We start from the raw sequence: 11,791 nt of genomic DNA on the forward strand, positions 1-11,791 counted from the left end.
ACGGGGCTGTCGCAGGATGTCCCCGTGGTCCGGGCCTGCGCCGAACCTGCACGTTACCCGCGGCGGCCGCTCAGCGGTTTTCGGGGTGGCGCATGGCACTCTGGCACGAACACGTGCCGTCACCGGGCGGACACGGAGTGGTGCGGAGGTGTGGCATGAGGCGGATGTCGCGGCGGCTGTTCGCCGGTACGGTGCTCGGCGGCCTCGTCACGGCGGGCGCGGCCGCGTGGGGCGCGTCCGCGGACAGCGGGGCGGCGGCGGCCGGGTCCCGGCGGGGCCGGGCGGCCGAAGGGGAGATGCGCGGCATGTGGGTGGCGACCGTCGCCAACCGGGACTGGCCCTCCCGTACGGGGCTGTCCGCGAGCAGGCAGCGCGCGGAGCTGCTGGAACTCCTCGACGTCGCGGTGGAGCGCCGGCTCAACGCGGTGATGTTCCAGGTGCGCCCCGCGGCCGACGCCTTCTGGCCGTCCCCCTACGAGCCCTGGTCCTCCTACCTGACCGGAACCCAGGGCAAGAACCCCGGCTGGGACCCGCTGGGCACGGCGGTGGCGGAGGCCCACGCGCGCGGGCTTCAGCTGCACGCCTGGTTCAACCCGTACCGGGTGGCCGGCCACACCGACCCGGCGCGGCTGGCGGCCACGCACCCCGTGCGCAGGAACCCCGGCTGGGCGGTCGCCTACGGCGGCAAGCTGTACTACAACCCGGGCCTTCCCGAGGTCCGCGCCTTCGTGCAGAAGGCGATGCTCGACGCGGTGCGCCGCTACCCCGTCGACGCCGTGCACTTCGACGACTACTTCTACCCGTACCCCGTCGCGGGCCAGGCCTTCGACGACGACGAGGCGTACCGGGAGCACGGCGGGGACTTCCCGGACCGGGCCGCCTGGCGGCGCGGCAACACCGACCGGCTGGTGCGCGAGATGGCGGACCAGATCAAGCGGATCCGGCCCGGCACCCAGTTCGGGATCAGCCCCTTCGGGGTGTGGCGGAACGCCTCCACGGACCCGCTCGGCTCGGACACGCGCGCGGGCGTGGAGACCTACGACGACCTGTACGCGGACACCCGCACCTGGGTCCGCGAGAACTGGATCGACTACATCGTCCCGCAGCTCTACTGGGAGGTCGGCAACTCCGCCGCCGACTACGCGAAGCTGCTGCCCTGGTGGGCGAAGGTGGCCCAGGGCAGCGGGACCCGGCTGTACGTGGGCGAGGCGCTGTACAAGGCGGGTGACCCGGCCCAGCCGGCCGCCTGGCGGGACCCGGCGGAACTCTCCCGGCACCTGACCCTGGCCCGCGACCACCCGCAGGTGCGCGGCCATGTGTTCTTCGCGGCCAAGGAGGTCGCGGAGGACGGGGCGGGTGCGATGGAGCGGGTGGTCGCCGACCACTACCGGGAACGGGTGGCCCCGCCCGCCTGACGAGCAGGCGGAGTGCGGGGCCGGGGCGGGGCCGGGGGCGGGGACGGGGGCGCTACAGCGTCGGCTCCGCGCGGGGCTGGACGACCGTGTCGGGGCCCGGCGACATCAGGGTCTCGTGGCCGTCCTCGAAGCGGACCCGGTACGGCGGGGTGCCGTCCGGTCCCAGTACCTCGACGACCTCCGCGGTCCTGTCGTGCTGCCCGACGATCCGGCCGTGCACGAGCAGGGTGTCACCTACGGATGCGTGCATCGGAAAGGCCTCCTCGTTCTGCACGGGGTGGGCGGTCCGTGACTGTCAGTCTAGGGCGGGTGCCGCCGGGGGGAACCGGCGGAAGCGCGCCGGAACCGGCGGGTACGTGCCGGAACCGGCGGGTACGTGCCGGAACCGGCGGGTGCGGGCAGTCACGGCGGTCAGCTCCGCGTCCGTTGCGTGACCGCGATGCAGACCAGTACGGCGGCGGCTGTCAGCGGGGCGGCCACGGTGAGCCGCTCGCCGAGGAGCAGTACCGACCACACCAGTGTGAGCAGGGGCTGCGCGAGCTGCAACTGGCTGGCCCGCGGGATGCCGATCGCGGCCATGCCCCGGTACCAGACGACCAGGCCGAGGAACTGGGAGCCCACGGCGACCCACAGCAGCCCGCTCACGCTGTGCGCGGTCAGCTGGACCGGCTCGTAGGACAGGGCCAGCAGCGCGCCCGGCAGCGTGAGCGGCAGGCACAGGACGAGCGCCCAGCCGATCACCTGCCAGCCGGGCATGATCCGGGCCAGCCGGCCGCCCTCCGTGTAGCCCGCCGCGCACACCAGCAGGGCCCCGAAGAGATACAGGTCGGCCGTCGTCAGGGCGCCGCCGCTCTGCCCCACGGTGAACGCGACCACGGCGCCCGCGCCCGCGAGGGCCGCCGCCCAGAAGGTCCGCGAGGGGCGGGAGCCGATCCGCAGGGCCGAGCAGACCGCGGTGGTCAGCGGGAGCAGGCCCACGACCACGGCGGCGTGGGCGGTGGTCGACGTCTGCAGCGCGAGGGTGGTGAGCAGCGGGAAGCCGAGGACCACCCCGGCGGCGACCACGGCGAGACCCGCCCAGTGCCGGCGCTCGGGAAGCCGTACCCTCCCCCACCCTCGGCTTCGCTCGTGCGGGGGCACCCCCACGGCCAGGAGACAGCCGCCGGCGACGACGGCCGCGAGGACGCTGCGCACGGCCACCAGTGACCAGGGCCCGAAGCCCTCCAGGCCCCAGGCGGTGGCGGGGAAGGTGAGCGAGAAGGCGACGACGCCCAGGGCGGCCTGCGCGGTGCCGAGGCCGGGGCGCTCCCGGTCCGTATTCCGGCCCGCGTCCCGGCCGGTGTTGACTGCTATCGAGGGTGCTGCGATAGCGCTACTCTGTGCTCTCATGCATGAGCGTAGCAGTGTCGGGGAACTGGCGGACCGGCTGCGGCGGGAGCTGGACCGCTACTCGCCAGGTGAGAAGCTGCCGTCGAGCCGGGTCCTTGTCGAGCGGTACCGGGTGAGCCCGGTGACCGTCTCGCGTGCGCTGGCGCAGCTGGCCGCCGACGGGCTGGTGGTCACCCGGCCCGGCGCCGGGGCGTTCCGGGCGCGGCCCCGCACCCCGGCCGCTGCCGCCGGGGACACCTCCTGGCAGGAGGTCGCCCTCAGCGCGGACGGCGCCGCCGATCTCGTACCGCGCTCGGTGGACGCGGGCGGGGTGCTGGTCTCGCTGGCCGCCCCGCCGCCCGGCGTGATCGAGTTCAACGGCGGCTATCTGCACCCCTCGCTGCAGCCGGAGCGGGCGATGGCGGCGGCGCTGTCGCGGGCGGGGCGGCGCCCCGGTGCCTGGGGGCGGCCGCCCATGGAGGGGCTGCCGGAGCTGCGGGAGTGGTTCGCGCGGAGCATCGGCGGCGCCGTCACGGCCGCCGAGGTGCTGGTCACGTCCGGTGGCCAGTCCGCGCTGACCACGGCCCTGCGCGCACTCGCCCCGCCCGGCGCGCCCGTCCTGGTCGAGTCGCCCACCTACCCCGGCATGCTCGCGATCGCCCGCGCGGCCGGACTGCGCCCCGTGCCGGTCCCCGTGGACGCCGACGGGGTACGGCCGGCGCTGCTCGCCGACGCCTTCCGGGCCAGCGGCGCCCGGGTGTTCGTCTGCCAGCCACTGTTCCAGAACCCGACCGGCGCCGTGCTCGCCCCCGAGCGGCGCGGTGAGGTGCTGCGCATCGCGCGGGAGGCCGGCGCGTTCGTCGTCGAGGACGACTTCGTACGGCGGCTGGTGCACGAGGACGCGGGGCCGCTGCCGCGCCCGCTCGCCGCCGACGACCCCGACGGCGTCGTCGTCCACGTCTGCTCGCTGACCAAGGCGACCTCGCCGAGCTTCCGGGTCAGCGCCCTGGCCGCGCGCGGCCCGGTGCTGGAGCGGCTGCGCGCCATCCAGGTCGTCGACACCTTCTTCGTGCCCCGGCCGCTGCAGGAGGCCACGCTCGAACTGGTCGGCTCGCCCGCCTGGCCCCGTCATCTGCGGGCGATCTCCGCGGAGCTGCGGGCCCGCCGCGACGCCATGACGGCCGCGCTGCGGCTCACCCTGCCCGAACTCGCCCTGCCGCATGTCCCGGCGGGCGGCTACCATCTGTGGCTCCGTCTGCCCGACGGCGGCGGCGACACCTCGCGGGCCTTCGGTTCCGGGGGAGAGCACGCGCTGACGACGGCCGCCCTGCGCGCGGGCGTCGCGCTCACACCCGGACGCCCGTACTTCAGCGCCGAACCCCCGGCCGCCCACCTCCGGCTGAGCTTCGCGGCGGTCGCGGGCACCGAGGAGATCGCGGAAGGGGTACGGCGGCTGCGTACCGCCTGCGACGAGGTGCTGCGATAACCCGTTCGATGCTCGTCCGCCCCGCCTGCGAGAATCCCCGGCATGACCGACACGCCGAGCCTCCCCGAGGGCTACGAGATCTCCGCCGACCCCGCCCGCATCGACGCCGGGCGCGTCCACCGCTGGCTGTCCACCGACGCGTACTGGGCGATCGGCCGGTCCCGCGAGAAACAGGACCGGGCGATCGAGGGCTCGCTCAACTTCGGGGTGTACGAGGCGCTGTCGGGGGAGCAGGTGGCGTACGCCCGGGTCGTGACCGACCGGGCGACCTTCGCCTGGCTGTGCGACGTGTACGTCGACCCCTCGGTCCGCGGCAAGGGGATCGGCACGGCGCTGGTCGGGGCCGTACGGGAGCACCTGCGGCCGTACGGGCTGCGGCGCATGCTGCTCGCCACGCATGACGCGCACGGGGTGTACGAGAAGCTCGGGTTCGCGGGGCTCGAGCGGCCGGAGCAGTGGATGCTGCTGGCCTTCGAGTGACGCCCGGGTGACGTCCGGGGCACCCTGGGTGACCCTTGGGTAACACCTCTTGACCCGTCCGCTCCCACGGCACACGATCGCCGCATGTCGGTTCGCGTCACGTTCGTCGCGGCCGCCCGCAGCCCCGTGCTGCCCGCGGAGCGTTTCGAGGACGACCGGCCGCTGGACGGGGCCGGCTGGGACGAGGTGCAGCGGGTCGCGCCCGGTCTGCTGCCGCTGGCCGTGGCCGAGCTGCGCTACTGTTCGCCGGCCCCGCGCAGCCGTGCCACGGGATACGCCCTCGGCTATGCGCCGCTGATGCAACTCGGCCTGCGCGACTGCGACATGGGCCGCTGGCGCGGGCTGACGCTCGGCGAGGCGATGGCCCGGGAGCCGGAGGCGGTGGACGGCTGGCTGGCCGACCCGCGGTCCGCGCCGCACGGCGGTGAGTCGCTGCTGTCCTTCATCGCCCGCGTCGGCGACTGGCTCGACACCCGGCCCGTGGGCGACGGCGACCGCGTCGTCGCCGTGGCCGAACCCTCCGTCGTCCGCGCGGCGCTGGTGTACGTCCTGAAGGCGCCGCCCTCGACGTACTGGAACATCGACGTGCGCCCCCTGGCGGCGACCACCGTCACGGGGCGCGCGGGCCGCTGGTACCTGCGTTTCGACGGGGTGCCGGCTCAGCCGTCGCGGGCGTAGGCCGTGGTGAGCACCAGGTCCTTGGCCGGTCCGCCCACGCGCCACACGGTCCGCCAGTGGTCCGCGTCCTGGACGGTGAACTCGCCGCGGTAGAGGTCCGCGGCGCACGGATGGTCGGCGACGTGCCGTCCCGTCCGCAGGTCCAGGTCGTGGAAGGGGCGCCCGTCCGCGAACCGTACGTCCGCCGTGCCGGGCGTGGTCCCCGGCAGGAAGCGCAGCGTCCGCTCGGCGGGCCGGGTGACGCCCCGCCAGGTGAAGGCACCCGACTCGAAGTGCAGCAGCCCGCCGCCCTCCAGCGCGCTGAACACCGTACTGCCCGCGAAGCTGCCCTCGTCGCCGCTCGCCAGGTCACGCACCGAACGCTCCACGCGCCAGCGCCCCGCGAGATACGCCGGCACATCCGGCACTGGCCAGAACTCGCCCATCCCTTTCCGCTCTCCGTCCCGTTCGATGCTGCGCGACCCATTGACGCGTCACAGCCCCCTCCCTATCTTGCCGTTCGAAGTGCTGACCAGTGTTCGATATTTCGAACGCTCGGAACGTCCATGACGTTCCGAGCACCACACAGAGCCGCGGAGTATCCATGTCACGCACCCGCACCCGGTCGTCCCGCACCCGCTGGAGACTGGGCGTCACCGCGTCCTCCCTGTTGATGGCGGCGGCGGTCGTCCCGGGCCCGGCGCAGGCCGAGGACGGCACCGAGGCCGCCGACACCACCGACTACGCGATCACCGTCGACCCGAAGGCCAAGGGCGCGAAGATCGACGACACGATGTACGGCGTCTTCTTCGAGGACATCAACCGGGCCGCCGACGGCGGTCTGTACGCCGAACTCGTGCAGAACCGGTCCTTCGAGTACTCCACCGCCGACAACCGCTCGTACACCCCGCTCACCTCCTGGACCGTCACCGGCACCGGCCGGACCGCGGACGACGACGGCCGCCTCAACGAGCGCAACCGCACCTACCTGTCCCTCGGCGCCGGCTCGTCCGTCACCAACTCCGGCTACAACACGGGCATCAGCGTCGAGCGCGGCAAGAAGTACGACTTCTCGGTCTGGGCCCGCGTCGACGGGCGGACGCGCCTGACCCTCACCCTCACCGACTCCGAGGGCGAGCTCGCCAAGGCCCGCAAGGTCACCGCGCGCGGCGGCTGGGCGAAGTACGAGGCGACGTTCACCGCGAGCCGCACCAGCACCACGGGCCGCGTCACCGTCGCCACGGATCAGGCGGCCGCCCTCGACATGGTCTCCCTCTTCCCGCGCGACACCTTCAAGGGCCGCGAGAACGGCCTGCGCGAGGACCTCGCCGAGAAGATCGACGCGCTGGACCCCGGCTTCGTCCGCTTCCCCGGCGGCTGCCTGGTCAACACCGGCTCCATGGAGGACTACAGCGCGGAGTCGAACTGGGAGCGCAAGCGCAGCTACCAGTGGAAGGACACCATCGGCCCGGTCGAGGAGCGCGCCACCAACGCCAACTTCTGGGGCTACAACCAGAGCTACGGGCTCGGCTACTACGAGTACTTCCAGTTCGCCGAGGACATCGGCGCCATGCCGCTGCCCGTCGTCCCCGCCCTCGTCACCGGCTGCGGCCAGAACAGGGCCACCGACGACGAGGAACTGCTCCAGCGGCACATCCAGGACACCCTCGACCTGATCGAGTTCGCCAACGGCCCGGTGACCAGCGAGTGGGGCCGCAAGCGCGCACAGATGGGCCACCCGAAGCCGTTCGGCCTCACCCACCTCGGGGTCGGCAACGAGGAGAACCTGCCGGTCGAGTTCTTCGCCCGCTTCGAGAAGTTCCGCGCCGCGATCGAGGCCGAGTACCCGGAGATCACCGTCATCTCCAACTCCGGCCCGGACGACAGCGGCACGACCTTCGACACGGCCTGGGGGCTCAACCGCGAGGCGGACGTCGACATGGTCGACGAGCACTACTACAACAGCCCGCAGTGGTTCCTCCAGAACAACGACCGCTACGACTCCTACGACCGCAGCGGCCCCAAGGTCTTCCTCGGTGAGTACGCCTCCCAGGGCAACGCCTTCAAGAACGCCCTCTCCGAGGCCGCGTTCATGACCGGCCTGGAGCGCAACGCGGACATCGTGAAGCTCGCCAGCTACGCGCCGCTGCTCGCCAACGAGGACTACGTCCAGTGGTCGCCCGACATGATCTGGTTCAACAACCACGCGTCGTGGGGCTCGGCCAACTACGAGACGCAGAAGCTGTTCATGACCAACGTCGGCGACCGCGTCGTCCCGTCGACCGCCACCTCCACCCCCTCGGTGAGCGGGCCCATCTCGGGCGCCGTCGGCCTGTCGACGTGGGCGACCACGGCCGCGTACGACGACGTGAAGGTCACGGGCGAGGACGGCACGACGCTGCTCAGCGACGACTTCAGCGGTGACGCCGCGCAGTGGACGCACACGGGCGGCGGCAGCTGGACCGTGCAGGACGGGCAGTACGTGCAGACCGACGAGGCGGCCGAGAACACCATGGTGTCGGCCGGCGACACGTCCTGGACGAACTACGACCTCAGCGTGAAGGCCACCAAGAAGTCCGGCAAGGAGGGCTTCCTGATCGCCTTCGGCGTCAAGGACACCGGGAACTACTACTGGTGGAACCTGGGCGGCTGGAACAACACGTCGTCGGCGGTCGAGCAGGCTTCGGACGGCGGCAAGTCGACACTCATCTCCAAGCCGCACTCGATCGAGACGGGCCGCGCCTACGACATCGACATCAAGGTGCGCGGCCGCCAGGTGACCCTGTACCTCGACGGCCAGCAGTGGGGCAGCTTCACCGACGACAAGCCGGCCGAGCCGTTCCGTCAGGTGGTCACGGAGGACGCGAAGACCGGTGACCTGATCGTCAAGGTCGTCAACGCCCAGTCGGCGGACGCCCGTACGGCGATCGACCTGGGCGGTGCGAAGGTCGCGTCCAAGAAGGCGAAGGTGACCACGCTGGCCGCCGCGCCCGACGCGGTGAACACGGAGACGGAGACACCGGTGAAGCCCGAGCAGTCGGTGTTCACCGGGGTGTCCGACCGGTTCACGTACACCTTCCCGGCGAACTCGATCACCTTCCTGCGGATCAAGCAGAAGTAGCGCCGGACGAGGGCGCGGCCCCGGCGGGGATCCGCCGGGGCCGCGCCCGCGCCCGTCAGCCCAGCAGCTGGGCGAGGCGGCGCCAGCCCTCGAGAGGGAGATCCTCCTGAGGGTTGTCGGTGACCACCTGGAAGGCCACGTGGTCGGCGCCCGCGGCGTAGAAGGCGTCGACGGCGGCGCGGACGCGGTCCTCGTCGCCCCAGGCGAACACCGCGTCGACCAGACGGTCGCTGCCGCCGTCCGCGAGGTCGTCCTCGGTGAAGCCGAGCCGCAGGAAGTTGTCGGTGTAGTTGGGCAGGCCCAGGTAGAAGGAGAAGTAGGCGCGGGCCGTGGCGCGGGCGCGCTCCGGGTCGGACTCCAGGACGACCTTCAGCTCGGGCGCCAGCAGCGGGCCGTCGCCCAGCGCCTCGCGGGCCTGCGCGGTGTGCTCGGGCGTGACCAGGTACGGGTGCGAACCGGCGGCCCGGTCGTGGGACAGCTTCAGCATCTTCGGGCCGAGCGCGGCCAGCACCCGGCGCCCGGCGGGCACCCCCGCGGCGTCCAGCGCGTCCAGGTAGCCGACCATGGCCGAGTACGGGCGGCGGTACCGGTCCGTGACCTTGGCATGACTCACGCCGAGGCCCAGCAGGAAGCGGCCGGGGTGCGCGGCCTCCACGTCGGCGTAACGCCGCGCGGTGTCCTCGGGCTCGTAGTCCCAGATGCTCTGGATACCGGTCGCCACGGTGAGCCGCGTCGTCGCGCCGAGGAGCGGCTCCGCGTGCTGCGCGCCGGGGCTGCCGCCCAGCCAGACGGCGCCGTACCCGAGCTCCTCGATCTCGGCGGCGGCCTCCGCGATCTCGCCGCGCCGCGCCGGGTCCTCCGACCGCAGGCCGATGCTCCACAGGCCGTACCGCCCGATCGCCTCCTTCAGTGGTGCGCCGCGGTCCGTCGCGCTCGTCGTGACGTCGTTCATGGGTTCAGCCCTCCGTTTCGTCGGCACCGCCGTAGCGGCTGACACGGCAGGTCCAACGAGCGGGGCGGCCGGGATAGTCCCCGGCCGGTCGGGTGGCCGGCAGCCGTCAGGAGACCGGCAGCCGTCAGGAGACCAGCAGCATCAGGACGAGGGCGACGGGCGTGAGAAGCATCGCGGCCAGATGGCTCAGCACCGTGCGTGTCATGCCCAGCACGGAGAACAGCACCAGTCCGCCCACGAGCCAGCAGCCGAAGATCTGGAGCCCGAGGAACTGAGCCGCGGTCTCCTGCTCGCGCGTGGTGGTCTCGACGAACAGCGGTGAGCCGATCAGCATCCAGAAGAGCACACAGCTCAGCAGCGCGTCGACCGTTCCCAGGACGGCCGCGACCGGCCGGTCCGCCTCACGTGCTCTTCGCCGCAGTCGTATGACGTTCATGGCGGGCGAGCCTATAGGGGCCACAGGGGGCCGTGACGAAGACCGGTGGGCGCCTTCGCGGTACGGCGTGGAAGTGCCGTTCGGGGGACGGCGTGGAAGTGCGTGGTGGTCTACTGCAAGGGCCGCTACCTTCCTCCGGGAAGGCACCGGGACCCAGGGCGAGGGAGCAGGTCGGGGCGATGAGACCGTTCGGTGAACTGGAAGCGGATGTCATGCGTGTGGTGTGGGCGAGCGTGGAACCCGTCAGTATCCAATGGATCACCGACACCCTCAACGAGGGCCGTCCGCTGGCTTATACGACCGTCATGACGGTTACCGAGCGCCTGCGCTCCAAGGGGTGGGTGGGGCGAGTCAAGCAGGGCCGGTCCTACCGCTACAGCGCGCTGCGGTCGGCGGAGGACTACACGGCCGCGCTGATGGAGCAGGCCCTCGAGTCCTCGTCCGACCGGGCCACCGCGTTGCTGCATTTCGCCGGCCGTCTCGGGGCCGCGGAGGCGGCGGCCCTGCGCAAGGCCCTGGAAGCCCTGCCCGCCGACCCGGATGCCGAACTCTGAGGCTGCTGTTTTGTTCATCATCGTTGGCTTACTCGTCTACGCGTTGCTTCTCGGCGGGCCGGTGGCCCGTCTGCTGGCCCGGGCGCGCTGGGCCAGCCGTTTCCCGCAGACCGCCCTGCGGTGCTGGCAGGCCTGCGCCGTGAGTCTGTTCGCCGCGGTGGCGAGCCTTCTGCTGCTGCTCGGCCATGACGCGTGGGAGCACAGCGTGGCGTGGCTCTTCGACGCCGACATGTGGAAGGTCCATGCCGCGTACGGCGGTCACTGGCTGGTCGAGGGGATCAACCAGACGGCGCCCTGGGTGCTGTCCCTGGGCGTGTTCGCGCTGGTCGTGCCCACCCTGTGGCACCTGGTACGACTGCGGCGCGAGCGCAGGCGGCACCGTCTGACCGCGGACGCCGTGAGTGCGCCCGGCCGGATCGGTGACGGGGACGTACGGGTGCTGCCGCACTCCGCGCCGGCGGTCTTCTGCGTGCCCGGAGGACGGAACGGCTCGCGCATCGTCGTGACCACGGCCGCGGTGGAGATGCTGTCCGAGCGTGAGCTCGCCGCGGCCCTGGAGCACGAGCGCGCGCACCTGAAATACCGTCATCACCGCGCCTTCCTGACCGCGGACGTCCTGCTGTGGGCCTTCCGGTGGAGCCGGTTCGCCCGTATGTACGCCCGGCAGGTGCGCCGGCTGGCGGAGATGGCCGCCGATGACGAGGCGGCACGCAAGTACGGGCGGCGGCACGTGGCCTCGGCACTGCTGGAGATGTGCCAGGTGGGTCCGACGGTGCTGACGCCCGGGCTGCCGGCGCTGACCGGGACCGATCCGGCCGAGCGCGTGCGTCGGCTGATCAAGGCCGCGCCGTCCCGGGCGAAGGCGTGGGGTTTCGCGCTGGGGGTGGCGGTGTCGGCCGTGGTGCCGGTGCTGCCGTTGCTGCTGGCCCTGACTCCGGCGTTCCTCCTCGCCGGAACGGCCCACGGGTGCTGACCGCCCGGCCCGCTCTGTCGGTTCGCACTCACGGCGCACTCGGCGGGGAAGGCATGCGGCTGTCGGCAGGCCTGAAAGCGCATGCGGGGCCACCTTGCTGGCGCCGCTCCGGGCGCGTGGCGGACAGGCGGCGAGACGGGTGGTGCGGTGGGGTACCTGGCCGGGGGCACGCCATCGGGCACAGGGGGAGGTCCAGGCACCTGGCGGAACTGCTGGGGCGGCTGGTGAACGGGTCGGGAGCAAGCGGCGGTGGGCGAGAAGACCCGGGGGAGCCATAGGCAGGTATTGCCCCGGCTCCGCGCGTTGACCGCACTCGGCGATGCTGTGGAGGCGCCGCCGGAACGATCGA

The 11,791-nt window shown here is 72.6% G+C and carries 12 protein-coding genes; 7 read left to right on the forward strand and 5 right to left on the reverse strand.

Annotation, left to right across the window (positions count from 1 at the left end):
* The first annotated feature begins 164 nt into the window (after positions 1-164).
* Entirely contained in the window at positions 165-1,415 is a 1,251-nt protein-coding gene (locus IE242_RS13895) for a glycoside hydrolase family 10-like protein (protein WP_189859263.1), read from the forward strand.
* Between the two features lie 52 nt (positions 1,416-1,467).
* On the opposite strand, the gene IE242_RS13900 is transcribed toward IE242_RS13895, so the two are convergent.
* Positions 1,468-1,665, reverse strand: a complete 198-nt coding sequence (locus IE242_RS13900; RefSeq protein WP_189858899.1) for a DUF1918 domain-containing protein — start codon at positions 1,663-1,665, stop codon at positions 1,468-1,470.
* A 161-nt stretch (positions 1,666-1,826) separates the two neighbouring features.
* The gene (locus IE242_RS13905; protein ID WP_189858901.1) at positions 1,827-2,804 is read right to left on the reverse strand and encodes a DMT family transporter; all 978 of its coding nucleotides are present in this window, start codon (positions 2,802-2,804) and stop codon (positions 1,827-1,829) included.
* Between IE242_RS13905 and IE242_RS13910 the strand changes: the two genes are divergently transcribed.
* From IE242_RS13910 to IE242_RS13920, 3 genes are all read left to right on the forward strand, one after another.
* On the forward strand, positions 2,803-4,269 hold the full coding sequence (locus IE242_RS13910) for an aminotransferase-like domain-containing protein (protein ID WP_189858902.1): 1,467 nt from the start codon (positions 2,803-2,805) through the stop codon (positions 4,267-4,269). The two genes, IE242_RS13905 and IE242_RS13910, sit on opposite strands and share 2 nt — an antisense overlap.
* Before the next feature lie 42 nt (positions 4,270-4,311).
* Positions 4,312-4,749, forward strand: a complete 438-nt coding sequence (locus tag IE242_RS13915; RefSeq protein WP_189858904.1) for a GNAT family N-acetyltransferase — start codon at positions 4,312-4,314, stop codon at positions 4,747-4,749.
* An 84-nt stretch (positions 4,750-4,833) separates the two neighbouring features.
* Entirely contained in the window at positions 4,834-5,427 is a 594-nt protein-coding gene (locus tag IE242_RS13920; protein WP_189858906.1) for a histidine phosphatase family protein, read from the forward strand.
* On the opposite strand, the gene IE242_RS13925 is transcribed toward IE242_RS13920, so the two are convergent.
* Entirely contained in the window at positions 5,409-5,852 is a 444-nt protein-coding gene (locus IE242_RS13925) for a DUF6314 family protein (RefSeq protein ID WP_189858908.1), read from the reverse strand. The two genes, IE242_RS13920 and IE242_RS13925, sit on opposite strands and share 19 nt — an antisense overlap.
* 158 nt (positions 5,853-6,010) lie before the next feature.
* On the opposite strand from IE242_RS13925, the gene IE242_RS13930 reads away from it, so the two are divergent.
* Complete coding sequence (locus IE242_RS13930) at positions 6,011-8,527, forward strand: alpha-L-arabinofuranosidase family protein (RefSeq protein WP_189858910.1); 2,517 nt, start codon at positions 6,011-6,013, stop codon at positions 8,525-8,527.
* Between the two features lie 55 nt (positions 8,528-8,582).
* On the opposite strand, the gene IE242_RS13935 is transcribed toward IE242_RS13930, so the two are convergent.
* Positions 8,583-9,479 (reverse strand): LLM class F420-dependent oxidoreductase, encoded by an 897-nt coding sequence (locus IE242_RS13935; RefSeq protein WP_189858911.1) that lies wholly within the window; start codon positions 9,477-9,479, stop codon positions 8,583-8,585.
* Positions 9,480-9,603: 124 nt separating this feature from the next.
* Positions 9,604-9,915, reverse strand: a complete 312-nt coding sequence (locus tag IE242_RS13940) for a hypothetical protein (protein WP_189858912.1) — start codon at positions 9,913-9,915, stop codon at positions 9,604-9,606.
* A gap of 179 nt (positions 9,916-10,094) precedes the next feature.
* Here IE242_RS13940 and IE242_RS13945 point away from each other — a divergent pair, with 179 nt between their 5' ends.
* Entirely contained in the window at positions 10,095-10,469 is a 375-nt protein-coding gene (locus tag IE242_RS13945) for a BlaI/MecI/CopY family transcriptional regulator (protein ID WP_189858914.1), read from the forward strand.
* Positions 10,470-10,479: 10 nt separating this feature from the next.
* Positions 10,480-11,442 (forward strand): M56 family metallopeptidase, encoded by a 963-nt coding sequence (locus IE242_RS13950; protein ID WP_189858916.1) that lies wholly within the window; start codon positions 10,480-10,482, stop codon positions 11,440-11,442.
* Positions 11,443-11,791: the final 349 nt, after the last annotated feature.

This window comes from Streptomyces poonensis (assembly GCF_014650915.1).
Lineage (GTDB): Bacteria > Actinomycetota > Actinomycetes > Streptomycetales > Streptomycetaceae > Streptomyces > Streptomyces poonensis.